The sequence below is a fragment of the Mycobacterium sp. NGS67 genome, from assembly GCF_059812185.1.
Window position 1 is genome coordinate 48,081 of record NZ_JCALCF010000021.1, and the last position, 26,548, is coordinate 74,628.

The following is a 26,548-nucleotide window of genomic DNA, read 5'->3' on the forward strand; positions in this document are numbered from 1 at the left end:
TTGTGATCGTACGGGTGGGCCGCTGGGCCCATTTTGTCATTTCAGCTGAATAAGGTCTGGAAGCTCGCTCCAGAGTGGTTGCTCGCACAGGGTTGTGGTGGGTCGGTAAGTCAAGAGACAGACACGGAATTGACATTGAATTTAATTACTAAACTTCATCAAACTGAATCACCGGTGTTGCGCCTGGTAGTTGGCGCTTTATTACTGGCTTTGACATTCGCCGGCGGCTTCGCCGTCTCCGCATCCAAGACCGTGACGCTGACCGTGGACGGCACCTCGCTCCGGGTGAACACGATGAAGTCGCGGGTCATCGACATCGTCGAAGAGAACGGGTTCTCCGTCGACCAGCGGGACGACCTCTACCCGGCCGCTGACGTCAGCGTCGATGACGCCGCCACCATCGTGCTGCGCCGCAGCCGGCCGTTGCAGATCACGCTGGACGGCCAGAACTCCCGGCAGGTGTGGACCACCGCGTCCACCGTGGACGAGGCGCTGGCCCAGCTGGCCATGACCGACACCGCCCCCGCGGCCGCTTCCCGGGCCAGCCGGGTTCCGCTGGCCGGCATGTCGCTGCCGGTGGTGAGCGCCAAGACGGTCGAGATAAACGACGGCGGCATGGTGCGCACGGTGCGTCTGCCGGCGCCCAACGTCGCCGGGTTGCTCGCCGCCGCCGGCGCCCCGCTGCAGGACAGCGACCAGGTACTGCCCGACGCCGGCAGCCCGGTCGTCGACGGCATGCAGATCCTGGTCACCCGGAACCGCATCGAGCGGGTCACCGAGCGGATGCCGCTGCCCCCGCCCGCGCGCCGCATCGAGGACCCGGAGCTGAACATGAGCCGCGAGATCGTCGAGGACCCGGGGATGCCGGGCACCCAGGACGTGACGTTCGCGGTAGCCCAGGTCAACGGCGTCGAGACCGGACGGTTGCCGATCTCCAATACCGTGGTCGCACCGGCCCGCGAAGCCGTGGTGCGGGTGGGCGCCAAGCCGGGCACCGAGGTGCCCCCGGTGAGCGACGGCAGCATCTGGGATTCGCTGGCCGGTTGCGAGGCCGGTGGGAACTGGTCCATCAACACCGGTAACGGTTTCTACGGTGGGGTGCAGTTCGACTTCGGCACCTGGGTCGCCAACGGCGGGCTGCGGTATGCGCCCCGTGCTGACCTGGCCACCCGCGAAGAGCAGATCGCGATCGCCGAAGTGACCCGGCAGCGCCAAGGTTGGGGCGCGTGGCCCGTGTGCAGTGGTCGGGTCGGTGCGCACTGACGATCCGGTTGCTCGGGCGCACCGAGATCCGGCGACTAGCCAAAGAACTTGAGTTCCGCCCGCGGAAATCGCTGGGACAGAACTTCGTCCACGACGCCAACACGGTGCGACGCGTGGTCACGACCTCCGGCATCGGTAAGTCGGACGTCGTGCTCGAGGTCGGGCCGGGGTTGGGGTCGTTGACGCTGGCGCTGCTGGACCGCGGCGCGACCGTCACCGCCGTCGAGATCGACCCGGTGTTGGCTGCGCGCCTGCCCCAGACCATCGCCGAGCACTCCGATAGTGAAATTCAGCGCTTCTCGGTCATCAACCGCGACGTGCTGTCGCTGCGCCGCGACGAGCTCGCAGCCCAACCGACGGCGGTGGTGGCGAATCTGCCCTACAACGTCGCGGTCCCGGCGCTACTGCACCTGCTGGCCGAGTTTCCGTCGATCCAAGTGGTGACGGTGATGGTGCAGGCCGAGGTCGCCGACCGGTTGGCCGCCGAGCCCGGCGGCAAGGAGTACGGCGTCCCCAGCGTCAAGGTCGGCTTCTACGGCCGGGTGCGGCGTTGCGGCACGGTGTCGCCGACGGTGTTCTGGCCCATTCCTCGGGTCTACTCCGGGTTGGTGCGCATCGACCGTTACGAGACGTCGCCGTGGCCCACCGACGAAGCGTTCCGCACCCGCGTCTTCCAATTGGTTGACATCGCTTTCGCCCAGCGGCGCAAAACATCCCGCAACGCGTTCGTGGAGTGGGCGGGATCAGGCAACGAATCTGCGAACCGGCTGCTGGCGGCCAGCATCGATCCCGCTCGTCGCGGTGAGACGCTGTCGATCGAGGATTTCGTGCGGCTGCTGCAGCGCTCCGGTGACTCGACTGACACGGCGGACCCGGTGCAGAGTTAGTCTGCTGCGGTGACTGACGGCAACACCGCAGAGTTGTGGGTGCCCACCGGGTCGGTCACCGTTCGGGTGCCGGGGAAAGTCAATCTGTACCTGGCCGTGGGTGACCGGCGCGACGACGGCTATCACGAGTTGACGACGGTGTTCCACGCCGTGTCGCTGTTCGACGAGGTGACGGTGCGCAATGCCGACGTGCTCTCGCTCGAGTTGGTGGGCGAGGGCGCCGACAAACTGCCCACCGACGAGCGCAACCTGGCCTGGCGCGCCGCGGAGCTGTTGGCCGAGCACGTCGGCCGGGCGCCCGACGTGTCGGTCCTGATCGACAAGTCCATCCCGGTCGCCGGCGGCATGGCCGGCGGCAGCGCCGACGCGGCCGCGGTGCTGGTGGCGATGAACTCGCTGTGGGAACTCAACTTGCCGCGCCGTGACCTGCGCCTGCTGGCCTCGCGGCTGGGCAGCGACGTGCCGTTCGCGCTGCACGGCGGCACCGCGCTGGGGACGGGTCGTGGCGAGGAGCTGGCCACCGTGTTGTCCCGCAACACATTTCACTGGGTGCTGGCGTTCGCCGACAGCGGGTTGTCGACCCCGAAGGTGTACGGCGAACTGGACCGGCTGCGCGAGGTCGGCGATCCGCCGCGGCTCGACGAGGCCGGGCCGGTGCTGGCCGCCCTGGCCGCCGGTGACCCGCAGCAACTCGCCCCGCTGCTGGGCAACGAGATGCAGGCGGCCGCGGTGAGTCTGGATCCGGCGTTGCGCCGGGCGCTGCGTGCGGGTGTGGAGGCGGGTGCGCTGGCCGGGATCGTGTCCGGCTCGGGACCGACGTGCGCGTTCCTGTGCGCCTCGGCGGACGCGGCGGTGGACGTCGGCACGCAGCTGTCGGGGGCGGGTGTCTGCCGCACCGTCCGGGTGGCCACCGGTCCGGTGCCGGGGGCTCGCGTGGTGCCGGCGCCCACCGACGGGGGTCTTTGACTTCGATGTGACATCGAACTCATATCGTGTCAGGGTTTTGCAGTTACTTAAGAGTTGCTTAAGATAATCCGCGGTGACGAGTCGCGGCAGCACGGCGCATGGCCGCGCTTCATCACCAAATCGAGACCTAACCGCTCCCCAATATGTGCGCGCGCCTGCCTCGAAGCGAGATCTGGCGGGTGGAACATGGAAGTTCGGACCTTGAGGGATGCGTTGGAACCGAGGAGGTTTGGGTGAGCAGGTTTACCGAGAAGATGTTCCGCAGTGCCCGCACCTCCACGACGGGCATGGTCACCGGTGAACCGCACGAACCCGTCCGTCACACCTGGGGCGAGGTGCACGAACGTGCCCGCTGTATCGCCGGCGGGCTGGCCGCTGCGGGCATCGGCCTCGGCGACGCCGTCGGGGTGCTGGCCGGCTTCCCGGTGGAGATCGCCCCGACCGCGCAGGGGTTGTGGATGCGCGGTGCCAGCCTGACCATGCTGCACCAGCCCACCCCGCGCACCGACCTGGCGGTGTGGGCCGATGACACCATGACCGTCATCGGCATGATCGAGGCCAAGGCCGTCATCGTCTCCGAGCCGTTCACCGTGGCCATCCCGGTGCTCGAGGAAAAAGGCATCAAGGTCCTGACCGTCGCCGACCTGCTCGCGTCGGACCCGATCGACCCGATCGAGGTCGGCGAGGACGACCTGGCGCTGATGCAGCTGACGTCCGGGTCGACGGGATCTCCCAAAGCGGTCCAGATCACCCACCGCAACATCTACTCCAACGCCGAAGCGATGTTCGTCGGCGCCGAGTACGACGTCGACAAAGACGTGATGGTCAGCTGGCTGCCCTGCTTCCACGACATGGGCATGGTCGGATTCCTCACCATCCCGATGTTCTTCGGCGCGGAGTTGGTCAAGGTCACGCCGATGGACTTCCTGCGTGACACGCTGCTGTGGGCGAAGTTGATCGACAAGTACAAGGGCACCATGACCGCGGCCCCGAACTTCGCCTACGCGCTGCTGGCCAAGCGGTTGCGCCGCCAGGCCAAGCCCGGGCAGTTCGACCTGTCGACCCTGCGCTTCGCGCTGTCCGGCGCGGAGCCCGTCGAACCCGCCGACGTTGAGGACCTGCTGGATGCGGGCCGGCCGTTCGGGCTGCGGCCGTCGGCGATCCTGCCGGCCTACGGGATGGCCGAGACGACGCTGGCGGTGTCCTTCTCCAAGTGCAACTCCGGTCTGGTCGTCGACGAAGTCGACGCCGACCTGCTGGCCGCGCTGCGCCGCGCCGTCCCCGCCACCAAGGGCAACACCCGCCGGCTGGCCACGCTGGGACCGCTGCTGCAGGACCTGGAAGCCCGCATCGTCGACGAGGACGGCAATGTGATGCCGTCGCGCGGAGTCGGTGTCATCGAACTGCGCGGCGAGTGCCTCACGCCCGGCTACATCACCATGGGTGGCTTCATCCCGGCTCAGGACGAGCACGGCTGGTACGACACCGGCGACCTGGGCTACCTCACCGACGACGGCCACGTCGTGGTGTGCGGTCGCGTCAAGGACGTCATCATCATGGCCGGGCGCAACATCTACCCGACCGACATCGAGCGGGCGGCCGGGCGGGTCGACGGCGTCCGGCCCGGTTGTGCGGTGGCGGTGCGCCTGGACGCCGGGCACTCCCGTGAGTCCTTCGCGGTCGCGGTCGAGTCGAACGCGTTCGAGGACCCGGTCCAAGTGCGCCGTATCGAGCATGACGTGGCTCACGAGGTCGTCAAAGAGGTCGACGTGCGGCCCCGCAATGTCGTCGTGCTGGGTCCCGGGACGATCCCCAAGACGCCGTCGGGCAAGCTGCGCCGCGCCAACTCGGTCACGCTGGTCACCTAAATTCGCCGAGCAGACGCAAAAGCCCCCATTTCGTGCCGAAATGAGGGGCTTTTGCGTCTGCTCGCGCGCCTATGGCCAGGCGTGTACGCGGTTCTGCGCGGCCTCGAGACCCAATTCGATCAGCAACTCGGTGGCGTCGGCGGCCTGCTCGCAGACGGTCGGGATCTCCGGTCGTTCGGTGGAATTGAATGGTTCCAGCACGAACGCGGCGGGATCCTTGCGCCCGGGCGGACGGCCGATCCCGATCCGCACCCGCTGAAAGTCCTTGCTGCCCAACGCCGAAGCCACCGAACGCAGTCCGTTGTGGCCGCCCTCACCGCCGCCCAACTTGAGGCGGATCCGACCGAACTCGAGGTCGAGTTCGTCGTGGATGACGATGACGTCGCCCGGCGGCACCGAGTAGAACTTGGCCAGCGGCCCCACCTGCCGGCCGGACTCGTTCATGTAACACCGCGGCTTGGCCAGCACCACCGGCCGCCCAGCCAACCGGCCGGTGCTGACTTCGGCGCCGGAACGCTTGTGCGCCTTGAATTTCGCGCCCATCCGGGCGGCGAGCAGGTCGGCAACCACGAAGCCGAGATTGTGGCGGGTCCGGGCGTAGTTGTCCCCCGGATTGCCCAGGCCGACCACGAGATGGGGTTCGGCCATCGTCGCCTACTCGGAAGCGTCGGCGGCCTCGGTCTCGCCGCCCTCTTCGTCTGCGGCTGCGCCCGATTCCTCGGCCTCGCCCGTGTCGCCCGCACCTTCCTCGGCCAGATCCTCGGCGGTCGGCGCCTGGACCACGTTGACCACCAGCAGGTCCGGGTCGGAGACCAGGGTGACACCGTTGGGCAGCTCGATCTGGCTGGCGGTGAACTGGGTGCCCGCTTCGGCGCCCTCCACGGACACCGTCAACTGCTCGGGAATCGACAGCGCTTCGGCCTCGATCTCGATGGCGTTGGCGTCCTGCGTGACCAGCGTGTCGGGGCCGGCTTCGCCCTCGACGATGACGGTCACCTCGACGGTGACCTTCTCGCCGCGGCGCACGACCAGCAGGTCGGCGTGCTGGATGGTGCGTCGGATCGGGTGGATGTCGATCGACTTGGTCAGCGCGAGCTGTTCCTTGCCGGCGATGTCCAGGGTGAGCACCGCGTTGGTACCCGAGTGGCGCAGCACGGCCGCGAAGTCGTGGCCGGGCAGCTCCAAGTGCTGCGGGTCGCTGCCGTGCCCGTAGAGCACGGCGGGAATCCTGCCTTCGCGTCGGGCGCGGCGGGAGGCGCCCTTGCCGGTGTCGGTGCGCACCGAGGCGCTGAGCTGGTTGACTGCGGACTTGGCCATGTGTGTCGCTCCTGTGTGTGAGGGCACGGCCAGGGATCGCGACAGGATGTCGGTCTCCGTCGATAACGGTGCTGGTCTAGCTCGTGCACCCTCGCCGTGACGCCCGGTCAGGTTAGCGCATTCGTGGTGCGCGGCGGAAATCAGAGCGGGCCGCGGGCGGGGTCGTCGTCCAGGTTGAAATCCTGCCGGAAAGCCCCGCCACCAGCGCAGAGCCAGCACCCGGGCGGGTCAGCTCAGAGCGCAAACTCCACGCCGGTAAGACGCTCGGACAGCTCCCAGAGCGCGGTGGCCATCGCCTCGTCCTTGGCGGCCGGACTCCGCCCGACCGTTTGGGTTCTGCCCAGATAGCCGAACCGCGGCCCGACGTAACTGCCGCCCGGCAGGTCCTGGGACGCCGCGTACAGCGTCTGGCGGGCGCCGAAGTCGGCGTTGGTGGCGACCACGCGCGTCGCCGCCGACACCACCGCGTCGCTGAGCCTGCGTCCGGACGCCCCCTGCAAATTGGTGTGCGAGTAGCCGGGATGGGCGGCCAGCGCACGCAGCGGCGAACCGGCCGCGTCGAGTCGGCGTTGCAGTTCGCTGGTGAACAGCAGGTTGGCCAGCTTGGACTGGCTGTAGGCCAGCCACGCCGAGTAGCGCCGTCGCTGCCAGTTCAGGTCGGCCAGGTTGATCCGGCCCGGCCAGTGCGCCATGGACGACACCGTCACCACCTGGTCGCGCAGTTTGGGCAACAGCAGGTTGGCCAGCGCGAAGTGGCCCAGGTGGTTGGTGCCGATCTGGCTCTCGAAACCGTCGCTGGTGGTGGCGTACGGCGCGGCCATGATGCCGGCGTTGTTGATCAGGATGTCGGCCGCGTCCACTCCGTCGGCGAACCGACGCACCGACGACAGATCCTGCAGGTCAAGCGTGCGTACTTCGACATCTCCGTCGATCCGCTGGGCCGCGGCCTGACCTTTGTCGGTGTTGCGGACCGCCATCACGATGCGGGCACCCCGCCCGGCCAGCTCGCGGGCAGTCACCTCGCCCAGGCCGCTGTTGGCTCCGGTGATGATCACGGTGCGCCCGGTGAAAGGTGGTAAATCTGCGGCCGTCCATTGGGTCATACCGCTCAGTTTCCGATGCCGAGCCTGACGGGTTCGCGACGGGGTCGGTTGGCCGCCATCCGCGCTGATGGACCGGGGCTTTCCCATGGGTTGCGGCGGCCCGGCTGGCTACCATGAGCCAACACGCGGAGATGCCGACCGAAATGGGTGTGAGCGAGTTGCTGCCGACTGGGACGGTGACCTTGCTACTGGCCGATGTCGAGGGGTCGACACGGTTATGGGAGACGCAGCCGGAGCGGATGACGGCGGCGCTGGCCGCGCTGAATGTCGCGGTGAACGAGACGATCGCGGCCTACGACGGGGTGCGTCCGGTGGAGCAGGGTGAGGGCGACAGTTTCGTCTCGGCCTTCGCGCGGGCGTCGGACGCGGTGGCCTGCGCATTGACGTTGCAACGGGCGCCGCTGGCCCCGATCAAGTTGCGTATCGGCCTGCACACCGGTGAGATCCAGCTGCGCGACGAGAGCAACTACGCGGGTCCGACGATCAACCGCGCCGCGCGGCTGCGCGACCTGGCACACGGTGGGCAGACAGTGCTCTCGGGAGTGACCGAGTCGCTGGTTATCGACCGGTTGCCCGACGGAGTTTGGTTGACGGACTTGGGCAACTACACGCTCAAAGGTGTCTCCCGCCCCGAGCGGGTGGTGCAGCTGTGCCATCCCGAGTTGGGTAGTCAGTTCCCGCCGCTACGGGTGCAGACCGGTGTCACATCGCACAATCTCCCGGTGCAGTTGACGAGTTTCGTTGGGCGCCAACCACAGTCGGCCGAGCTGCGGAGCCTCGTCGCGGACAGCCGGCTGGTGACGATGACCGGAGCCGGCGGCGCGGGCAAGACCCGGCTGGCCATCGAAGTCGCGACCCAACTGAACTCCGAGTTCTCCGACGGGTTGTGGTACATCGATCTGGCACCGATCACCGATGCCGCCATGGTGCCGGTGACCGTCGCCCGTACCTTGGCGCTGCCCGATCAGCCGGGCCGTTCCACCACCGACCTGTTGGTGCGCTTCTTCGGCGCGAAGTCGATGCTGCTGGTGCTCGACAATTGCGAACACCTGTTGGATGCATGCGGGGACATGGTGGTCGAGCTGATGGCGGCCTGCCCGCAGTTGACGATCCTGGCCACCAGCCGCGAGCCGCTGGGGGTGCCCGGTGAGATGAGCTGGCGCATACCGTCTTTGGCGATCGCCGACGAAGCCGTCGAGTTGTTCGCCGACCGGGCCCGACGGGCGCGTCCGGATTTCGTCGTCGACCGGGACAGTGCGAAGTTGGTGCAGGACATCTGCACTCGTCTGGACGGGATGCCGTTGGCCATCGAGCTTGCCGCGGCACGGGTTCGGGCGCTGTCGTTGTCGCAGATCGTGAGCAGTCTGCAGGACCGGTTCCGGTTGTTGACCGGCGGGGCTCGCACCGCGGTGCGGCGCCAGCAGACGCTGCGCGCGTCGGTGGACTGGTCGCACGCGTTGTTGACCGAGCCGGAGCGGGTGCTGTTTCGCCGACTGGCGGTTTTCGTCGGCGGCTTCGACCTCGACGCCGTCCAAACCGTCGGCGCCAGTAGCGAAGTGGAGGCATACCAGCTGCTGGACCAACTCAGCCTGTTGGTGGACAAGTCACTGGTGGTGGCCGACGACAACCCGACCGGAATGCGCTACCGACTGTTGGAGACAGTGCGCCAGTACGCGCAGGAGAAACTCGGCGAGTCCGGGGAAGCCGACGAGGTACGCACCCGCCACCGCGACTACTACACAACCACCGCAATACATTTGGACTCGACGGCCCGACCCGGCGACGAGCGACTGCTCACCTGGGCGCAGACCGACATCGACAATCTGCGGGCCGCTTTCGCCTGGAGCCGCGAGCATCACGACAACGAGTCCGCACTGCGCTTACTCTCGGCGCTGCGGCAGTTCTGGTTGCGAAAAGGGCATGTGCGCGAGGGTCTGGCTGATTTCGACGCCATGTTGCCCGACGTGGCGCCAGGACAGGGTCGGGGGCAGGTCGCGCCCGCGGTCTGGGTACGTGCGGTGGCGGACCGGGCTGCCGCCGCGGCCTGGGTTTCGGTACCCGCTGATCTGGACCAGGCGCAGGAGGCGCTGGCCCAGGCCCGCCGGCTGCAGGATCCGGCGCTGATCACCCATGCCCTGATCGCATGCGGAATGATCACGCTCTACACCGCCGACGGCGGTCAGCCCTATCTCGCCGAAGCAATCGAGCTGGCCCGCGCCGGCGGTGATCGGTGGAATCTGAGCCAGATCCTCAGCTACCAGGCCACCGCGGGCGTGTACGCCGGCGAACCGGTCGCAGCGCGGGCGGCCGCGGAAGAAGGGCAAGCCATCGCCGATGAGCTGGGCGACCGGTTCATCTCGTGCAACTGCCGGGTATGGCTGGGGGCGGCACTGGCCGTCCTGGGTGATCTTTCGCGAGCCGTGCAGGTGCTGCGGGTGCTGGTCGACGAAGTGCAGGCCGCCGGGGATCCCACCTTGACGGTCTTTGCTCAGGTGGTCCACGCGAACGTGCTGACCTATCAAGCCGAATCGGTTGCGGCGACCGCCGCCGCACAGGCAGCGCTGACCGCCGCCGAGGCGATAGGTGGGTACTACGGAGACGCGGTGTACGGGGTGCTGGCCAATGCGGCCCTGTCCGGCGGTGACGTCGAGACGGCCAAGCAACTGTCCGAGACTGCTCTGCAGCGCACCGTCCTGCTGACCGGAGCATTCGGCAGCTTCTTCAACCCGCTGGCCGAAACCGCTTTGGCCGCAGGCGATCTGGTAACCGCACGACGACGGGCTGACGCGACCGCGGTGCTGGTACGGGGCAGCCATCAAGTCAACGCGCTGGCGATCCGCTCCTGCGTCGCGCTGGCCCAGGGTGAACCGGAGCAAGCCGAACGCGATGCCCACGAAGCACTCACGCACGCCGCGCGCACTCACGCCTACCTTCGCGTCCCGCAAGCCCTGGAAACCCTGGCCCACCTCGCGGCCGACTGTGGTAATCACCAACATGCCGCGCGTCTGCTGGGCGCGGCCGACAACGTCCGACAGGTCCTGGGCATCGCCCGCTACCCGATGTACCGAGCCGGTTACGACGCGGCTCTGGCGTCCGTCCGAGAAGCTCTGGGGCAGAGCGTTTTCGACGCCGCGTGGGTGGAGGGGACCGCCCTGTCCGCGGAGGAGGCGATCGGCTATGCGCAACGTGGACGCGGCGTCCGGAAGCGTCCCGCCAGCGGCTGGGAATCGCTCACCCCGATGGAGCGCGACGTGGTGCGGTTGGTGCGAGAGGGCTTGGCCAACAAGGATATCGGGGCGCGGTTGTTCATCTCACCGCGCACTGTGCAGACTCACCTGACTCACATCTACGCCAAGTTGGGCCTGGCGTCGCGGGTGCAGCTCGTTCAGGAGGCGAGTCGCCACAGCTGACCAGCCCCCTGATGGCGCGAGCAGACGCAAAATCCCCCATTTTCGGTACGAAATAGGGGATTTTGCGTCTGCTCGCGCCACGTTGGGCGACTGCTCGCGCTACTTCTTGGCCACGACGAAGCCGCGGATGATGGCCTCGACGTCGTCGGACTCGGCCACCGCCTGGTCGGCCAGGCTGGTGATGATCAACTCGACCAGGTATCGCTGGTTGGCCGGCGGCGAGCCGGTCGGCAGGACGACCCGGTTCCAGCTGCGCATCCGCGCGCCCTTGAGTTCGTAGGTGCCTTGCACCATCGAGGAGGGGAAACCGTTGAAGTCCGCGGTGGAAGCGTCGAGTTGGTGAAAGCCCTGTGGCAGATCGGCATTGGCGTGCTTGATCGCCTCGCTGGGTTTGAACTCGCCTTTCAACCTGAACACCACCAGGATCGCCGCCGGGTAGTTGTCCCCCTTGGAGATCATCAGCCTGCTGGCGGTGACTTTCGGATCGCCGCCGCGAACGGACCAACCCGGCGGCGTCGGGATCGACACGGTGAGGTCGGTCAGCGAGCCCGGCTCGACCGCGTCACCGGTGACACCCTCGCCCTCCAGATACTTCGACAGCGGGACCGGCGGCTCCGTCGGCGCGGCCGTCTCACTCGTGGTCGAACTCGTCGTCCAGATCGACTGGTAGTCAGGGGCTTTCGGCCCGCACGCGGCGGTCGCCAACAGCAGGACCGCGGCCACCGCCGCGCGTAGAGCGGTGACAGTCACAAAATCTCGCGGACCGCGTCGATCGGGCGGGCCAGCCGGGTGCCCTTGGGTGTGACGACGAACGGTCGCTCGATCAGGATGGGATGTTCGGCCATGGCGTCGAGCAACTCGTCGTCGCTCGCATCGGCCAGACCCAGTTCGCCGTACAGTGATTCGCGTTTGCGCACCGCCGTCCGCACCTCGATACCGGCATCGCGGATCATCTTCGCCAACTCGTCCCGCGTCGGCGGCGTCTTGAGATACTGCACCACCGTGGGCTCTAAACCGTTGTCGTGCAGCAGGTCCAGCGTCTTGCGGGACGTGCTGCACTTGGGGTTGTGGTAGATCACGACGCGCGGAGAACCCATCTACGCGTCCCCGTCGAAAAGTCCTGTGACTGAGCCGTTCTCGAAGACCGCGCGGATGGTGCTGGCCAGCAGCGGCGCGATGGACAGCACGGTGAGCTGCGGGAAGCGCTTCTCCTCGCCGATCGGCAGCGTGTTCGTCACGATCACCTCACGCGCACCGCATCCGGCCAGACGCTCGGCGGCGGGATCGGACAACACACCGTGGGTGGCCGCGATGATCACGTCCTGCGCACCGTCGTCATGCAACAGCTTGACCGCGCCGGCGATGGTGCCGCCGGTGTCGATCATGTCGTCGATCAGCACGCAGGTCCGTCCCGCCACCTCACCCACCACGCGGTTGGACACCACCTGATTGGGCACCCGCGGGTCGCGGGTCTTGTGGATGAAGGCCAGCGGCACGCCACCGAGGGAGTCCGCCCACTTCTCGGCGATCCGCACCCGGCCGGAGTCGGGGGAGACCACCACCATGTTGCCGTCGGGGTAGTTGTCGCGGATATAGCCGGTGAGCAGGTTCTGCCCGCGCATGTGGTCCACGGGTCCGTCGAAGAAGCCCTGGATCTGATCGGTGTGCAGGTCGACCGTCACGATCCGGTCCGCGCCCGCGGTCTTGAGCAGGTCGGCCACCAGTCGCGCCGAGATCGGTTCGCGGCCGCGGTGCTTCTTGTCCTGCCGGGCATAGGGGTAGAACGGCAGCACCGCGGTGATCCGCTTGGCGCTGCCGCGCTTCAACGCGTCGATCATGATCAGCTGTTCCATCAGCCACCGGTTCACCGGGGCCGGGTTGGACTGCAGCACGAAGGCGTCGCACCCACGGACCGATTCGTGGAACCGCACGAAGATCTCGCCGTTGGCGAATTCCCGCGCGGTCTGCGCGGTGACGTGGACGTCGAGCTCCTTGGCTACCTGCTCGGCCAGCTCCGGGTGGGCGCGGCCGCTGAACAGCATCAGGTTCTTGCGGTTATCGGTCCAGTCGTGGCTCAACGTGCTGCCCTCGCCGTATCGGGGTCGAGATAGGAACGCCTCATCGTAGCCGCACTACGGGACGGCGAATTCACGGTGCCTGATCCGCTTCTGGTTGCCGGTTGGCCTCGTCGGCGGCCTGCGCGGCGGCTGAGCCGGGCCGTTTGCGTTGCACCCAGTTCTCGATGTTGCGCTGGGGACCGGCGGACACCGCCAGCGCACCGGGCGGGACGTCCTCCCGGATGACCGTGCCGGCACCGGTATAGGCGCCGTCGCCGATGTTCACCGGCGCGACGAACATGGTGTCCGATCCGGTGCGCACATGCGAGCCGATCGTGGTGCGTCGCTTGTTGACGCCGTCGTAGTTGACGAACACGCTGGAGGCGCCGATGTTGCTGTGCTCGCCGATGTCGGCGTCGCCGACGTAGGTCAGGTGCGGCACCTTGGTTCCGGTGCCGATCGTGGCGTTCTTGACCTCGACGAACGCCCCCAGTTTCCCGTCGGCGCCCAGCACGGTTCCGGGTCGCAGGTAGGTGAACGGTCCCACCGTCGCACCGTCGCCGACGGTCGCCGACGTGCCGTGCGTACGGCACACCGTGGCGTCGTCGCCGATGCTGACGTCGGTCAGCGTGGTGTCCGGACCGACGACGCAGCGGCCGCCGATCTGCGTGCGGCCCAGCAGCTGGGTGCCGGGGTGGATGACGGTGTCGCGCCCGATCGTCACGTCGACGTCGATCCAGGTGGTGGCGGGGTCGATCACGGTGACACCGGCAAGCTGGTGGGCGGCCACGATCCGGCGGTTGAGTTCGGCGCCCAGTTCGGCGAGTTGGACGCGGTTGTTGACGCCGGCCACCACCGCGCTGTCGTCGACGTGGCGGGCGCTGACGGTCTGGCCGTCGCGGCGCAGGATCGCGATGGCGTCGGTCAGGTAGAGCTCCTGTTGGGCGTTGTTGGAGCTCAGCCGGCTCAGCGCCCAGCGCAGCGCGGCGATGTCGAACGCGTAGACGCCGGTGTTGACCTCACGGATGCTGCGCTGGGAAGGGGTGGCGTCGGTCTGTTCGACGATCGCCATCACCTCGTTGTCCTGGGTGCGCAGAATGCGGCCGTAGCCGTGCGGGTCGTCGAGCGTGGTGGTCAGCACTGTCACCGCCGGCTGGCCGCCCGGGTGAGCCCCGCGGTGGCCGGCGATCAGGTCGGCCAGCGTGTCGGCGTCGAGCAAGGGGGTGTCACCAGCAGCGACGACGACGATGCCGGCGTAGTCATCGGGCAGCGCGGACAGCCCGCACAGCACCGCATGCCCGGTTCCCAGCGGTTGATCCTGCAACGCGACGTCGATGGTGCGGCCCAGATCGTCGGCCAGCTCGGCGACCAGGGGGGAAATGCGCTGGTGGTCGTGCCCCAGCACCACGACCAGGTGCTGTGGCGCCAGCTTCGTCATTGCGTGCAGCGAATGCGACAGCATGCTGCGGCCGCCGATGCTGTGCAGCACCTTGGGGGTATCGGAACGCATCCGGGTGCCGGGACCCGCCGCCAACACCAGGACTGCGGTGTCGCCACGAAAGGTCATCAACTCTCCTCAGTTTGGCCAAGTCTGCGCTCGCGAGCGTGCGGGGCTGCTCGCTGACACGCCGTCAAGCGTGTCATTTCACGCACGCTCGGGGCAAAACGGCCGGGCTCCGTCGCCAGGACTCGAACCTGAACTATCTGAACCAAAATCAGAGGTGCTGCCGATTACACCACGACGGATTGCGGCGGTCCGGGACCGCGCGAATGACTTTAGTCTGCCGATGTTGTCCTTTCGATGTCGATATAGGCCGCCGGCACGCTTCGAGTGCAGAATGTCTGAGTGACCACCTGGGACGAGCAGTGGCCGATCATGATCCTGGCCGTCGTCATCTCGGTGCTGTGTGGTCTCTACGCGGTCCGGGTCGCGCGGCGGAAGAACCGCGGGGTCGCCGAGGCGTTCGTCATCGGCGCTGCACTCGGCCTGATCGGCATCGTGATCGTCGCCCTCTTGCCCTCGCGGCCGTCTGCCAAGAGGAAATCATCCCCACCGGCGGCTAAGGGGCGCGGTGGCTGAGCCGCTCAAGAGCCCGGAGAAGGAAACGCGGACACCGCGCGCCCGGATGACCGGCAGCGAGCGCCGCCACCAACTCATCGGCATCGCGCGGTCGCTGTTCGCCGAGCGCGGTTACGAAGGCACGTCGATCGAAGAGATCGCGCAACGCGCCAACGTGTCAAAACCCGTTGTCTACGAACACTTCGGCGGCAAAGAGGGCCTGTACGCCGTGGTCGTCGACCGGGAGATGTCGGCACTGCTCGACGGCATCACGTCGTCGCTGACCAACAACCGGTCCCGGGTCCGGGTCGAGCGGGTCGCGCTGGCGTTGCTCACCTACGTCGAAGAACGCACCGACGGTTTCCGCATCATGATCCGCGACTCGCCCGCCGCGATCAGCTCCGGCACCTATTCCAGCCTGCTCAACGACGCCGTCAGCCAGGTCAGCTCCATTCTGGCCGGCGACTTCGCCCGGCGCGGCCTGGATCCGGACCTGGCGCCGCTGTACGCCCAGGCGCTGGTGGGCTCGGTGTCGATGACCGCGCAATGGTGGCTGGACACCCGCGAGCCCAAGAAGGAAGTGGTGGCCGCGCATCTGGTCAACCTGATGTGGAACGGCCTGACGCACCTGGAAGCCGATCCGCAGCTGCAGGACGAGTGAACTGCGCAAGAACTTCGCAAGCGCCCGCTGTTGAGATCGGTTGAGCGGCCCGCCCAGCAACGGAGGAACCACCATGAACCGATCATTCCCGCCCATCAAGGCAGCCCTGCTCGGGTTGGCCGTCACCGCTTTGACGTGGGGCGGCGTCGAGCTAGCCACGCCCGCCCAAGCAGCCGGCAATTGCCCCCGCCTGCAGGCCTGCACGACGTGGTGCCCGGGTGACCCGAACCCGGCCGGCCGTCCCGTCCCGTGGGACGGCGGCGTCTGCCACGACTATTACTGGGACTCCTACGGCGTGCACGACGTTGGCGACGGGGCTTTCTACTCGTGGGCGACGATGCCCTGGTAACCGGGCCCGATCGGCTCGTTGACTCTGCGTCCAGGGCGGCAAAGTTCGAGTAGAGCGCGCCCTGTGCGCAGAGTCAACGCACAGCCGCGCCCCTAGAATGGGCGCATCATGACCGCTCCGGGGGCTGCTAGCCCAGATACCCCGATCGCGGGGCTCGTCGAATTGGCGCTGACCGCGCCGACCTTTCAACAGCTCATCGAGCGTGCCTCCGATCGTCCCGACAGCTTGTCGCTGGTCGGGCCCGCCAGCGCGCGACTTTTCGTGGCCAGCGCCCTGGCGCAGCAGGGTCCGCTGCTGGTGGTCACGGCCACCGGCCGGGCGGCCGACGATCTGACCGCCGAACTGCGTGGTGTGTTCGGTGAGGCGGCAGTGGTGTTTCCGTCCTGGGAGACGCTGCCGCACGAACGGCTGTCACCGGGCATCGACACCGTCGGCACCCGGATGATGGTGCTGCGCCGGCTGGCCCACCCTGACGACGCCCGACTCGGCCCGCCGTTGCGGGTGGTGGTGACGGCGGCGCGGTCGTTGCTGCAACCGATGGCGCCGCGCCTGGGGATGTTGGAACCTCTGACGCTGACCGTCGGTGACGAGATCCCGTTCGAGGACGTGGCCGAGCGGCTGGTCGAGCTGGCCTACACCCGGGTGGACATGGTGGGTCGCCGCGGTGAGTTCGCGGTCCGCGGCGGAATCCTGGACATCTTCGCTCCCACCGCCGAGCATCCGGTGCGCGTCGAGTTCTGGGGCGACGAGGTCACCGAGATGCGGATGTTCTCGGTCGCCGACCAGCGCTCGATCCCGGACATCGAAGTAGCCACCCTGGTCGCCGTCGCCTGCCGGGAACTGCTGCTCACCTCCGACGTGCGGGCCCGCGCGGCCGAGTTGACCAGGCAACATCCGGTGACCGAGAACACCGTGACCGGCAGCATCGTCGACATGCTGGCCAAGCTGGCCGAGGGTATCCCGGTCGACGGCATGGAGGCGCTGCAATCGGTGTTGCAGCCCGGCGACGGAGCGCTGTTGACCGACCAGCTCCCCGACGGGACACCGGTGCTGGTGTGCGACCCGGAAAAGGTGCGCACCCGCGCCGCCGACCTGATCAACACCGGCCGGGAATTCCTGGAGGCGTCGTGGTCGGTGGCGGCGCTGGGCACGGACGCCCCCGTCGACGTCGAGCAGCTGGGTGGCTCCGGGTTCACCGAGTTGGAAGACGTGCAAGCCGCGGCGCGCTCGTCCGGCCATCCCTGGTGGACGTTGAGCCAGTTGTCCGACGAGTCCGCCGTCGAGCTGGACATCCGCGCCGCGCCGTCCGCGCGCGGCCACCAGCACGACATCGACGGGATCTTCGCGATGCTGCGCGCCCATGTCGCGACGGGCGGATACGCCGCGATGGTCGCACCCGGCACCGGCACCGCCCATCGGGTGGTGGAACGGCTGGCCGAATCCGAGATCGCGGCGGCCATGCTGGACTGTGGCGCCGCGCCGAGTCCCGGGGTCGTCGGCGTGCTCAAAGGCCCGCTGCACGAGGGGGTGGTGATCAACGGCGCCAACCTGGTCGTCATCACCGAAGCCGACCTCACCGGCAGCCGCGCCACCGCTGTCGAGGGCAAACGGCTCGCGGCCAAGCGGCGCAACACCGTCGACCCGCTGGCGCTGACCGCCGGCGATCTGGTGGTGCACGACCAGCACGGCATCGGCCGGTTCGTGGAGATGGTTGAACGCACCGTCGGCGGGGCGCGCCGGGAGTACCTGGTGCTCGAATACGCCTCGTCCAAACGGGGAGGCGGATCCGACAAGCTCTATGTGCCGATGGACTCGCTGGATCAGCTCTCCAGATACGTCGGCGGTCAGGCGCCGGCGCTGAGCAAACTCGGCGGCAGCGACTGGGCCAACACCAAGACCAAGGCGCGGCGCGCGGTGCGGGAGATCGCCGGCGAACTGGTCGCGCTGTACGCCAAGCGGCAGGCCAGTCCCGGCCACGCGTTCGCGCCGGACACCCCCTGGCAGGCCGAGATGGAGGACGCGTTCGGTTTCACCGAGACCGTCGACCAGCTCACCGCGATCACCGAGGTCAAGGCCGACATGGAGAAACCGATCCCGATGGACCGGGTGATCTGCGGCGACGTCGGCTACGGGAAAACCGAGATCGCGGTGCGGGCGGCGTTCAAGGCGGTGCAGGACGGCAGACAGGTCGCGGTGCTGGTGCCCACCACGCTGCTGGCCGACCAGCATCTGCAGACCTTCACCGACCGGATGGCCGGGTTCCCGGTCACCGTCAAGGGCCTGTCCCGGTTCACCGACCCGGCGGAATCCCGCAAGGTCATCGACGGGTTGGCCGACGGGTCGGTCGACGTCGTGATCGGCACCCACCGGCTGCTGCAGACCGGGGTGCGGTGGAAGAACCTCGGGCTGGTGGTGGTCGATGAGGAGCAGCGCTTCGGCGTCGAGCACAAGGAACACATCAAGAGCCTGCGCACCCATGTCGACGTGCTGACCATGAGCGCCACCCCGATCCCGCGCACGCTGGAGATGAGCCTGGCCGGGATCCGGGAGATGTCGACGATCCTCACTCCGCCCGAAGAGCGCTACCCGGTGCTGACTTACGTGGGGCCGCACGACGACAAACAGGTCGCCGCGGCGCTGCGCCGCGAATTGCTGCGCGACGGGCAGGCCTTCTACGTGCACAACCGGGTCAGTTCGATCGATCGGGCCGCGGCCCGGGTTCGGGAACTGGTGCCCGAGGCGCGGGTGGTGGTCGCGCACGGCCAGATGCCCGAGGAGCGGCTGGAGCGCACCGTGCAGGGGTTCTGGAACCGCGAATACGACATCCTGGTCTGCACCACGATCGTGGAGACCGGTCTGGACATCTCCAACGCCAACACGCTGATCGTCGAGCGCGCCGACACCTTCGGCCTGTCCCAGCTGCACCAGCTGCGCGGCCGGGTGGGCCGCAGTCGCGAGCGCGGCTACGCCTACTTCCTCTACCCGCCGCACACGCCGTTGACCGAGACGGCCTACGACCGGCTGGCGACCATCGCGCAGAACAACGAGCTGGGCGCGGGCATGGCGGTGGCGCTCAAAGACCTCGAGATCCGCGGCGCCGGGAACGTGCTGGGCGTCGAGCAGTCCGGGCACGTCGCCGGCGTCGGCTTCGACCTGTACGTACGCCTGGTCGGGGAGGCGGTCGAGGCGTACAAGGCCGCGGCCGACGGCGAAACCGTCAGTACCACCGAGGAATCCAAGGACGTCCGGATCGATCTGCCGGTCGATGCCCACCTGCCCCCGGACTACATCGCCAGTGACCGGCTGCGGCTGGAGGGCTACCGTCGGCTGGCCGCGGCCGGTGGTGACACCGAGATCACCGCCGTGGTCGAGGAGCTGATCGACCGGTACGGCCCGCTGCCCGAACCCGCCGAGCGACTGGTGGCGGTGGCACGGCTGCGGTTGCTGTGCCGGGCTTCCGGGATCACCGAGGTCAGTGCCGTATCAGCGGCGACGGTGCGGCTCTCACCGTTGACGCTGCCCGATTCGGCCCAGGTGCGGCTGGCGCGGATGTATCCGGGCGGGCGCTACCGTGCCACCACCTCGACGGTGCAGGTTCCGATCCCGCGGACGGGCGGAATTGGCGCGGGACACATCCGTGATGTCGAATTGGTGCAGATGGTGGCCGACTTGGTGACCGCGCTGGCGGGTAAACCGCAGCAAGATATCGGTATGGCGGAGTCCCCGAGTAAGGAGCGACAAGCCTGATGATTGTCATCCTGGTCGACCCCCGCCGTCCGGCGCTGATTCCCATCGACGCCATCGACCTGCTGAGCGGACCGGTGCAATACACCGAGGAAATGCCGATCGCGGTGCCGTGGTCGTTGCCCGACGCGCACCCCGCCTACACCGGCGACGACGCGCCGGTGCTGCTGTCCTCGGATCCCGATCATCCCGCGGTGAGCGCGCGGTTGGCCGCCGGCGCCCGGCTGATCTCGGCGCCGTCGGGGCAGCGCGGGGAACGGCTGATCGACGCCGTGGCGATGATGGACAAGCTGCGCACCGCCGGACCGTGGGAAAGCGAGCAGACCCACGACTCGTTGCGTCGGTACCTGCTGGAGGAGACCTACGAACTGCTGGACGCAGTGCACAGTGGCAACGTCGACGATCTGCGCGAAGAACTCGGCGACCTGCTGTTGCAGGTGCTCTTTCATGCCCGCATCGCCGAAGATGCGGCGTCGCAGCCGTTCACCATCGACGACGTCGCCGACGCATTGATCCGCAAACTCGGTGCCCGGGTCCCCGGAGTGCTTGCGGGCGAATCGATTTCGCTACAAGACCAGCTGGCGCAGTGGGAAGAGGCCAAGGCGGCCGAAAGGTCACGCAAGTCGCGTCACTCCGTGCTGGACGACGTGCATACCGGGCAACCAGCATTGGCGTTGGCGCAGAAGGTGATTCAACGCGTCACCCAGGCGGGACTGCCGGCCGGGTTCATCCCGCCGGAGCTGACCACCATCAAGCTCACGCCCGACGTCGATGCCGAAAACACACTACGCGCAGCGGTTCTGGACTTTGTGGACACGGTTCACCGGGTCGAGAAGGAGATCGCGGCCGCCCGCCGCGGTGACACCATCGCCGAGGAACTCGACATGACTCCGCTCGGTGCTGTCTCCGAGGACGAATGGCGCGCCCACTGGCCGGTGGGGCAGACGATGCCCGACGAGCAACTGGGCGTAGCGGACGGCCTGCAACCGGTCGAGCAGCCTGTGGTGGCCGCCAAGGAATCTCGGGGCGGGTCCAAGAAGCGCAAGGGTCGGCGCTGACGGTTCGCCGACCGGCGCGGCGACGTTTGCGGGAACTCAGAGAGTACCCACACCCAGCAATCATCAATGTAGTTGCCTGGAATGCCGATAACCAGCAATCAAGGACCTCAAACGAGATAGCTATGCACACCGACAGCAACGTTATGTACCGGTGGGCTCGCATATCTTCTGTGTGCTGACCGCCCCGGTCGAGCGAGGCCGGCACCAACCCGTGGGACGATGATCGTGACGAAAACGGGGTGATGGCTCCGACGAGGAGACCGACAGGGGAAGTTCGTGTCGCCGAGACGCTGGTTGCGCGCGGTCGCCGTGATAGGGGCGACCGCGATGCTGTTGGCGTCAAGTTGTACCTGGCAGCTCAGCCTCTTCATCCCCGAGGGGGTGCCGCCGCCGGCCGGTGATCCGGTGCCGCCGGTGGACACCCACGCGTCGGGCCGGCCCGCGGATCAGTTACGGGAGTGGGCCGAGGCGCGTGCGCCGGCGCTGGAGATGCCCGTGATTGCGCTGGAGGCCTACGCCTACGCCGCCCGGGTGGCCGAGGTCGAGAACCCGAAATGTCATATCGCCTGGACGACGCTGGCCGGCATCGGGCAGGTGGAAAGTCACAACGGCACCTATCGCGGCGCGACGATCGCGCCCAACGGGGATGTGCGGCCGCCCATTCGAGGTGTCCGGCTCGACGGCACCGGCGACACGTTGCGCATCGTGGACACCGACGCTGCCGCGTTGGAGGGCGCGGCGGACGAGGATGGGGTGGAGCGCGCGGTGGGGCCCATGCAGTTCATCTCCGAGACATGGCGTCTGTACGGGGTCGACGCCAACAACGACGGCACCGCCAGCCCGGACAACATCGACGACGCCGCGCTCTCGGCCGCGGGTTACTTATGTTGGCGCGGCAAAGATTTGGGGACAGCCCGCGGGTGGATCACCGCGCTTCGGGCCTACAACAATTCCGGTGTGTACGCGCGGGCGGTGCGGGACTGGGCGACCGCCTACGCGGCGGGTCATCCGCTGTAGAAAGATGAATCGCTGACTCAGGCTTTAGGCTGCCTGTCAGGGAGCCAGCACGCAAAGGAGAGCCCAGTGCCGATTATCGAACAGGTCGCAGCCCGCGAGATCCTGGACTCGCGCGGCAACCCGACCGTCGAGGTCGAGGTCGCGCTGATCGACGGGACATTCGCCCGCGCCGCCGTGCCCTCGGGCGCCTCGACCGGTGAGCACGAGGCCGTCGAATTGCGCGACGGCGGCGACCGCTACGCCGGCAAAGGGGTGAAGAAGGCCGTGCAAGCGGTTCTCGACGAAATCGGGCCGGCGGTCATCGGTCTCAACGCCGACGACCAGCGGTTGGTCGACCAGGCGCTGGTCGATCTCGACGGCACTCCGGACAAGTCCCGGCTCGGGGCCAACGCGATCCTGGGCGTCTCGCTGGCGGTGGCTAAGGCCGCCGCGGACAGTGCGGCTCTACCCCTGTTCCGCTACATCGGCGGCCCGAACGCGCACATCCTGCCGGTGCCGATGCTCAACATCCTCAACGGCGGCGCGCACGCCGACACCGGTGTCGACGTCCAGGAGTTCATGGTGGCGCCTATCGGTGCCCCCAGCTTCCATGAGGCGTTGCGCTGGGGCGCCGAGGTCTACCACGCGCTGAAGTCGGTCCTGAAGAAGGAGGGGCTGTCCACCGGTCTGGGTGACGAGGGCGGCTTCGCGCCGGACGTGGCCGGCACCAGCGCCGCACTGGATCTGATCATCCGGGCCATCGAGTCGGCGGGGTTGAAGGCCGGCTCGGACGTCGCGTTGGCCCTCGACGTCGCGGCCACCGAGTTCTACACCGACGGCACCGGGTACAGCTTCGAAGGATCCACCCGCAGCGCCGACGAGATGACCGAGTTCTACACCAACCTGCTCGCCAGTTATCCGCTGGTTTCCATCGAAGACCCGCTGTCCGAGGACGATTGGGACGGCTGGACCGCACTGACGGCAGGCATCGGGGACCGGGTGCAGATCGTGGGCGATGACCTGTTCGTCACCAATCCCGAACGCCTCGAAGAAGGCATCGAGCGGGGCGTGGCAAATGCGTTGCTGGTCAAGGTGAATCAGATCGGCACGCTCACCGAGACGCTGGACGCGGTCGCGTTGGCCCACCACAGCGGATACCGCACGATGATGAGCCACCGCAGCGGCGAGACGGAGGACACCACGATCGCGGACCTCGCGGTGGCGGTCGGCAGCGGACAGATCAAGACGGGTGCGCCGGCCCGCAGCGAGCGCGTCGCCAAGTACAACCAGCTGTTGCGCATCGAGGATGCGTTGGGTGACGCCGCCCGCTACGCCGGTGACCTGGCGTTCCCGCGATTCGGTGTGGATCCGAAGTAGTCTTGGCCGCCAAGTCCGACCCGAAACGTCGTTCCCCGGCATCGCGCCCGGGGAAGGCCGGCGACTCGGGCCGGGGCCGTCGTTCCACCAACTCCAGCAAGACCGGAAAGCCGCTTTCGAAGCCGGTCTCCAAACCCGCGCAGACCGCGCCCGACGAAAGCCGCAGCACCCGCTCGCTGCAGGAGCACGTCGTCGAGCCGCTCAAGCGGTCGTTCACCGAGTCCGTTGAGCAGCGGTCGGATCAGCGGCTCGGTTTCACCGCGCGTCGTGCCGCGATTCTGGCTGCGGTGGTGTGTGTGCTGACGCTGACCATCGCCGGCCCGGTGCGCACGTACTTCTCGCAGCGCACCGAGATGGCGCAACTGTCGGCCACCGAGGCCGCGTTGCGCGGTCAGATAAAGGATTTGGAGCAGCGCAAGGGCCAACTGTCCGACCCGGCCTATATCGCGGCTCAGGCACGCGAACGGCTCGGGTTCGTCAAACCCGGCGACATTCCGTTCCAGGTTCAGCTCCCACCGTCGGCGGGGGCGGTCCCGCAACCGGGTGGCGAGGGGGTCGGGCAGGCCAAGAACGAACCCTGGTACACCTCGTTGTGGCACACCATCGCCGACGCGCCGCATCTGCCGCCGACCGCCGCTGCTCCGACGCCCGAACCCGCTCCGACGGCCCCCGGTGGTTGAGCGTGCGGACCTGGACGCGGTAGCACGACAGCTGGGCCGCGAGCCGCGCGGAGTGCTCGAGATCGCCTACCGGTGCCCCGACGGCACCCCGGGAGTTGTGAAAACGGCGCCCAAATTGCCTGACGGAACGCCCTTTCCGACGCTGTACTACTTGACGCACCCGGCGCTGACAGCAGCCGCGAGCAGACTCGAGACCACCGGACTCATGCGCGAGATGACCGAGCGACTGGGCCACGACGCGGAATTGGCGGCCGCGTACCGTCGGGCACACGAGTCCTATTTGACCGAGCGGGACGCCATCGAACCGTTGGGGACCACGTTTTCCGGCGGCGGTATGCCGGACCGGGTCAAGTGCCTGCACGTGCTGATCGCGCATTCGCTGGCCAAGGGACCCGGTGTCAACCCGTTCGGCGACGAGGCCCTGGCGCTGTTGGCCGCCGAGCCGGGCACGGCCGCTTTGGTTGGGAGACAATGGGGATGACGCGTGTTGCCGCGATCGACTGCGGTACCAACTCGATACGTCTGCTGATCGCCGACGTCGCTGACGGACGACTGCGCGACGTGCACCGCGAAATGCGGATCGTGCGACTGGGTCAAGGTGTGGACGCCACCGGTCAATTCGCACCGGAGGCCATCGCCCGCACCGAAGCGGCGCTGTCCGACTACGCCGGATTGCTTGCGCAGCACGATGTGCAGCGTGTGCGGATGGTTGCGACGTCGGCCACCCGTGACGCCGGCAACCGCGACGTGTTCTTCGCGATGACGGCCGCCGTGCTGGGCGCGGTTATCCCGGGCTCGGTCGCCGAGGTCATCACCGGCGCCGAGGAGGCTGCGCTGTCATTTAGCGGCGCTGTCGGTGAATTGGACAGTGCCGGAGCACCTTTCGTGGTCGTGGATCTGGGCGGGGGATCGACCGAGATCGTGCTGGGTAGGGCTGCCGACGAGGTCGTGGCGGGTTACTCGGCGGACATCGGTTGCGTCCGGCTGACCGAACGCTGCCTGCGCTCGGACCCGCCTGCACCGGCCGAGGTGGCGGCGGCGCGGGATGTGGTGCGGGAGCGACTCGAGGACGCGCTGCGTGTGGTGCCCGTCGAGGGCGCCCGGACCTGGGTGGGGCTGGCCGGTACTTTTACCACGCTGTCGGCGCTGGCCCACGAGATGACGGTGTATGACGCTGCGGCCATTCATCTTTCGCGGGTGCCGATCGGCAGGCTGGTGGATGTGTGCGACCGGCTGATCGGTATGACGCGCGCGCAACGCGCTGCGCTGGGGCCCATGCACGAGGGCCGGGTGGACGTGATCGGCGGCGGTGCGATCGTAGTGCGGGAGCTGGCGCGCGAACTGCAGGAGCGGGCCGGCATCTCGGAGTTGATCGTCAGCGAGCACGACATCCTTGACGGCATCGTGCTCTCCCTCGTTGCGCGAGCAGACCTCCCGCTTGCGCGAGCAGACACAAAAGCCCCCAGAAATCCCTGATTTCAGGGGCTTTTGCGTCTGCTCGCGGGGCTTATAGAGTCATTGACATGTTCAGCAGAACCGGACGATTTCTGCTTTCGGCTCAGGCCGTCGCTGCAACGGTGGTCTGCCTACTGACGGCGCCGCTGGCCTCGGCGCACGACCCGGACTGCGACACCATCATGCCGGCGGGCGATCAGCTCGAAGCGGTGTTCGATCAGGTTGAGCCGCAAGGGTATACGCCGCCGGGCCTGGGAAGCCAGATCCGTCAGGCCGCGCAGCCGTTGTACACGGTGCCGGGCGTTACCGCGGTGAACCTGCGCAACTGGTCGGACATCTTGGCCGCCAAACTCGATCACGATCGGCGTTACCTGCAGGAAGGTTCCGACGAGCTCTGGTTGACGGCCGACCTCAACACGGCGAGGAGCCATCTGTTGGCCGCGCGCCGGTACTGCCTATGGTCGACCTACACGACCGGCTGAATCCGCCTACGCACCACCGTATTCCGGGCGCAGCGAACCGGCGAGCGCAGACAACGGCACGTGGATGGTGATGGCTCCGCCATCCATCGACCACGCCGGATTCAGCGTCGACGATCGGCCGGGGCGGGGATTTCCCTGCACCATCGGCGCATCGGGCATGTACAGGATCAGCTCATCCGGTGTCAGCGCGAAAGACTGGTAGCCGCCGGTGAACCCGAGGCCGTTGGGGCCGGGTGTCCACTCCGCAACGGTGAATGGATAGTTGTTGGGCGGGTGAGGTGGCGCGGCGGCGTCCAGCGCCGCCGGTAGCACCCCTTCGGTGGCCGGCGGTATGGCGGCCAACGGGTCGACGCCCGGTTTGAACAGGTCGGCAATCATCAGCCGACGACCTTGTGCCATATCGAAAACGAACGACCGGTAGGCGTTGTTGGGCTGCAGTCCGAACGGTGCGAGGACCTCGTGGACGATCAACGACTGCACCGACCCCGGCCCGGCGAAAAGTTCGTAGTCGGCGGTCGCGCTGCTGTCCCGCGGCGCCTCCGCGCCGCTGTGGCGCCAGCCGTCCATGAGTTTGTGGTAGAAGCCGCGCACTGCCGGACCTGAGGTGGGGTTGTCCAGCATCGGTGCGGGCAAGTCGAAGGAGATCAACCGCTCCGCCTTGTTCGGCGAGGTGACCACGGTGTTGCACCGTGCCCCGTCCCAGTTCGCGTTGAGTTCGGCGCAGAACTGGTCGGCGGCCGCCGTTGCTACGGGCGCAGTCACCACCAGTGTCGCCACCGCCATCAGGCTGGCCATCAGTTTCATGCCGCTCACCGC

At 67.8% G+C, this 26,548-nt stretch carries 24 protein-coding genes and 1 tRNA gene; 16 read left to right on the forward strand and 9 right to left on the reverse strand.

The genetic code is table 11. From position 1 onward, the window contains the following. Positions 1 to 135 precede the first annotated feature (135 nt). From AC5Y4D_RS19225 to AC5Y4D_RS19240, 4 genes are all read left to right on the forward strand, one after another. Positions 136 to 1,263, forward strand: coding sequence for a resuscitation-promoting factor (locus AC5Y4D_RS19225; RefSeq protein WP_499993727.1), 1,128 nt, complete (start codon positions 136 to 138; stop codon positions 1,261 to 1,263). Beyond that, a complete protein-coding gene (rsmA, locus tag AC5Y4D_RS19230; protein ID WP_500037963.1) occupies positions 1,236 to 2,150 on the forward strand; it encodes a 16S rRNA (adenine(1518)-N(6)/adenine(1519)-N(6))-dimethyltransferase RsmA in 915 nt (304 codons plus the stop codon). The genes AC5Y4D_RS19225 and rsmA overlap by 28 nt, the downstream gene beginning before the upstream one ends. Before the next feature lie 9 nt (positions 2,151 to 2,159). Next, a complete protein-coding gene (locus AC5Y4D_RS19235; protein ID WP_499993729.1) occupies positions 2,160 to 3,116 on the forward strand; it encodes a 4-(cytidine 5'-diphospho)-2-C-methyl-D-erythritol kinase in 957 nt (318 codons plus the stop codon). Between the two features lie 233 nt (positions 3,117 to 3,349). After that, positions 3,350 to 4,984 (forward strand): fatty acyl-AMP ligase, encoded by a 1,635-nt coding sequence (locus tag AC5Y4D_RS19240; RefSeq protein ID WP_500037943.1) that lies wholly within the window; start codon positions 3,350 to 3,352, stop codon positions 4,982 to 4,984. 69 nt (positions 4,985 to 5,053) lie between these two features. On the opposite strand, the gene pth is transcribed toward AC5Y4D_RS19240, so the two are convergent. From pth to AC5Y4D_RS19255, 3 genes are all read right to left on the reverse strand, one after another. After that, positions 5,054 to 5,632, reverse strand: a complete 579-nt coding sequence (gene pth, locus AC5Y4D_RS19245; protein ID WP_500037944.1) for an aminoacyl-tRNA hydrolase — start codon at positions 5,630 to 5,632, stop codon at positions 5,054 to 5,056. A 6-nt stretch (positions 5,633 to 5,638) separates the two neighbouring features. Continuing rightward, the gene (locus AC5Y4D_RS19250; protein WP_499946018.1) at positions 5,639 to 6,301 is read right to left on the reverse strand and encodes a 50S ribosomal protein L25/general stress protein Ctc; all 663 of its coding nucleotides are present in this window, start codon (positions 6,299 to 6,301) and stop codon (positions 5,639 to 5,641) included. A gap of 233 nt (positions 6,302 to 6,534) precedes the next feature. Continuing rightward, on the reverse strand, positions 6,535 to 7,404 hold the full coding sequence (locus tag AC5Y4D_RS19255; protein WP_500037945.1) for an oxidoreductase: 870 nt from the start codon (positions 7,402 to 7,404) through the stop codon (positions 6,535 to 6,537). Positions 7,405 to 7,517: 113 nt separating this feature from the next. Here AC5Y4D_RS19255 and AC5Y4D_RS19260 point away from each other — a divergent pair, with 113 nt between their 5' ends. After that, the gene (locus AC5Y4D_RS19260; protein WP_500037946.1) at positions 7,518 to 10,814 is read left to right on the forward strand and encodes a LuxR C-terminal-related transcriptional regulator; all 3,297 of its coding nucleotides are present in this window, start codon (positions 7,518 to 7,520) and stop codon (positions 10,812 to 10,814) included. A gap of 99 nt (positions 10,815 to 10,913) precedes the next feature. On the opposite strand, the gene AC5Y4D_RS19265 is transcribed toward AC5Y4D_RS19260, so the two are convergent. The 5 genes from AC5Y4D_RS19265 to AC5Y4D_RS19285 form a co-directional block, all read right to left on the reverse strand. Continuing rightward, entirely contained in the window at positions 10,914 to 11,564 is a 651-nt protein-coding gene (locus AC5Y4D_RS19265) for an LpqN/LpqT family lipoprotein (protein WP_499993535.1), read from the reverse strand. Continuing rightward, positions 11,561 to 11,911, reverse strand: coding sequence for an arsenate reductase (glutaredoxin) (gene arsC / locus AC5Y4D_RS19270; protein ID WP_500037947.1), 351 nt, complete (start codon positions 11,909 to 11,911; stop codon positions 11,561 to 11,563). Before arsC ends, AC5Y4D_RS19265 begins: the two co-directional genes overlap by 4 nt. Further along, positions 11,912 to 12,892, reverse strand: a complete 981-nt coding sequence (locus tag AC5Y4D_RS19275) for a ribose-phosphate diphosphokinase (protein ID WP_499946023.1) — start codon at positions 12,890 to 12,892, stop codon at positions 11,912 to 11,914. Positions 12,893 to 12,962: 70 nt separating this feature from the next. Further along, positions 12,963 to 14,438 (reverse strand): bifunctional UDP-N-acetylglucosamine diphosphorylase/glucosamine-1-phosphate N-acetyltransferase GlmU, encoded by a 1,476-nt coding sequence (gene glmU, locus AC5Y4D_RS19280; RefSeq protein WP_500037948.1) that lies wholly within the window; start codon positions 14,436 to 14,438, stop codon positions 12,963 to 12,965. 107 nt (positions 14,439 to 14,545) lie between these two features. Further along, positions 14,546 to 14,617: transfer RNA gene (locus AC5Y4D_RS19285), tRNA-Gln, on the reverse strand. 100 nt (positions 14,618 to 14,717) lie between these two features. Here AC5Y4D_RS19285 and AC5Y4D_RS19290 point away from each other — a divergent pair. The 11 genes from AC5Y4D_RS19290 to AC5Y4D_RS19340 all read left to right on the forward strand — a co-directional run bounded on the left by AC5Y4D_RS19290 (position 14,718) and on the right by AC5Y4D_RS19340 (position 25,732). Beyond that, positions 14,718 to 14,951: a hypothetical protein gene (locus tag AC5Y4D_RS19290; RefSeq protein ID WP_499993531.1), complete on the forward strand. Its 234-nt coding sequence runs from the start codon at positions 14,718 to 14,720 to the stop codon at positions 14,949 to 14,951. 46 nt (positions 14,952 to 14,997) lie between these two features. After that, entirely contained in the window at positions 14,998 to 15,591 is a 594-nt protein-coding gene (locus AC5Y4D_RS19295; protein ID WP_499946038.1) for a TetR/AcrR family transcriptional regulator, read from the forward strand. A gap of 73 nt (positions 15,592 to 15,664) precedes the next feature. Beyond that, positions 15,665 to 15,940 (forward strand): hypothetical protein, encoded by a 276-nt coding sequence (locus tag AC5Y4D_RS19300; protein ID WP_500037949.1) that lies wholly within the window; start codon positions 15,665 to 15,667, stop codon positions 15,938 to 15,940. Between the two features lie 108 nt (positions 15,941 to 16,048). Beyond that, positions 16,049 to 19,687: a transcription-repair coupling factor gene (gene mfd, locus AC5Y4D_RS19305; protein ID WP_500037950.1), complete on the forward strand. Its 3,639-nt coding sequence runs from the start codon at positions 16,049 to 16,051 to the stop codon at positions 19,685 to 19,687. Continuing rightward, complete coding sequence (locus AC5Y4D_RS19310; protein WP_500037951.1) at positions 19,687 to 20,742, forward strand: nucleoside triphosphate pyrophosphohydrolase; 1,056 nt, start codon at positions 19,687 to 19,689, stop codon at positions 20,740 to 20,742. The genes mfd and AC5Y4D_RS19310 overlap by 1 nt, the downstream gene beginning before the upstream one ends. Positions 20,743 to 21,018: 276 nt before the next feature. After that, positions 21,019 to 21,759, forward strand: a complete 741-nt coding sequence (locus AC5Y4D_RS19315) for a lytic transglycosylase domain-containing protein (protein WP_499946029.1) — start codon at positions 21,019 to 21,021, stop codon at positions 21,757 to 21,759. 66 nt (positions 21,760 to 21,825) lie between these two features. Next, positions 21,826 to 23,115: a phosphopyruvate hydratase gene (eno, locus tag AC5Y4D_RS19320; protein ID WP_499993526.1), complete on the forward strand. Its 1,290-nt coding sequence runs from the start codon at positions 21,826 to 21,828 to the stop codon at positions 23,113 to 23,115. A gap of 2 nt (positions 23,116 to 23,117) precedes the next feature. After that, positions 23,118 to 23,795, forward strand: coding sequence for an FtsB family cell division protein (locus tag AC5Y4D_RS19325; RefSeq protein WP_499993525.1), 678 nt, complete (start codon positions 23,118 to 23,120; stop codon positions 23,793 to 23,795). Next, positions 23,788 to 24,276, forward strand: coding sequence for a DUF501 domain-containing protein (locus AC5Y4D_RS19330; RefSeq protein WP_499946921.1), 489 nt, complete (start codon positions 23,788 to 23,790; stop codon positions 24,274 to 24,276). The genes AC5Y4D_RS19325 and AC5Y4D_RS19330 overlap by 8 nt, the downstream gene beginning before the upstream one ends. Beyond that, complete coding sequence (locus tag AC5Y4D_RS19335; protein WP_499946920.1) at positions 24,267 to 25,271, forward strand: Ppx/GppA phosphatase family protein; 1,005 nt, start codon at positions 24,267 to 24,269, stop codon at positions 25,269 to 25,271. The genes AC5Y4D_RS19330 and AC5Y4D_RS19335 overlap by 10 nt, the downstream gene beginning before the upstream one ends. A gap of 47 nt (positions 25,272 to 25,318) precedes the next feature. Continuing rightward, positions 25,319 to 25,732 (forward strand): hypothetical protein, encoded by a 414-nt coding sequence (locus tag AC5Y4D_RS19340; protein ID WP_499946919.1) that lies wholly within the window; start codon positions 25,319 to 25,321, stop codon positions 25,730 to 25,732. A gap of 6 nt (positions 25,733 to 25,738) precedes the next feature. On the opposite strand, the gene AC5Y4D_RS19345 is transcribed toward AC5Y4D_RS19340, so the two are convergent. Further along, positions 25,739 to 26,536 carry a DUF3298 domain-containing protein gene (locus AC5Y4D_RS19345; protein WP_499946925.1) on the reverse strand — a complete coding sequence of 266 codons (798 nt, stop codon included), beginning with the start codon at positions 26,534 to 26,536 and terminating at the stop codon, positions 25,739 to 25,741. Positions 26,537 to 26,548: the final 12 nt, after the last annotated feature.

What these genes read in the sequence shown, in the direction of transcription:
- arsC (WP_500037947.1), bottom strand. Translation starts at nt 11,911, where the DNA reads ATGGGTTCTCCGCGCGTCGTGATCTACCACAACCCCAAGTGCAGCACG.
- AC5Y4D_RS19250 (WP_499946018.1), bottom strand. Translation starts at nt 6,301, where the DNA reads ATGGCCAAGTCCGCAGTCAACCAGCTCAGCGCCTCGGTGCGCACCGAC.
- AC5Y4D_RS19310 (WP_500037951.1), top strand. Translation starts at nt 19,687, where the DNA reads ATGATTGTCATCCTGGTCGACCCCCGCCGTCCGGCGCTGATTCCCATC.
- AC5Y4D_RS19300 (WP_500037949.1), top strand. Translation starts at nt 15,665, where the DNA reads ATGAACCGATCATTCCCGCCCATCAAGGCAGCCCTGCTCGGGTTGGCC.
- AC5Y4D_RS19295 (WP_499946038.1), top strand. Translation starts at nt 14,998, where the DNA reads ATGACCGGCAGCGAGCGCCGCCACCAACTCATCGGCATCGCGCGGTCG.
- glmU (WP_500037948.1), bottom strand. Translation starts at nt 14,438, where the DNA reads ATGACCTTTCGTGGCGACACCGCAGTCCTGGTGTTGGCGGCGGGTCCC.
- AC5Y4D_RS19340 (WP_499946919.1), top strand. Translation starts at nt 25,319, where the DNA reads ATGTTCAGCAGAACCGGACGATTTCTGCTTTCGGCTCAGGCCGTCGCT.
- AC5Y4D_RS19335 (WP_499946920.1), top strand. Translation starts at nt 24,267, where the DNA reads ATGGGGATGACGCGTGTTGCCGCGATCGACTGCGGTACCAACTCGATA.
- AC5Y4D_RS19260 (WP_500037946.1), top strand. Translation starts at nt 7,518, where the DNA reads ATGAGCCAACACGCGGAGATGCCGACCGAAATGGGTGTGAGCGAGTTG.
- mfd (WP_500037950.1), top strand. Translation starts at nt 16,049, where the DNA reads ATGACCGCTCCGGGGGCTGCTAGCCCAGATACCCCGATCGCGGGGCTC.
- AC5Y4D_RS19345 (WP_499946925.1), bottom strand. Translation starts at nt 26,536, where the DNA reads ATGAAACTGATGGCCAGCCTGATGGCGGTGGCGACACTGGTGGTGACT.
- AC5Y4D_RS19255 (WP_500037945.1), bottom strand. Translation starts at nt 7,404, where the DNA reads ATGACCCAATGGACGGCCGCAGATTTACCACCTTTCACCGGGCGCACC.
- pth (WP_500037944.1), bottom strand. Translation starts at nt 5,632, where the DNA reads ATGGCCGAACCCCATCTCGTGGTCGGCCTGGGCAATCCGGGGGACAAC.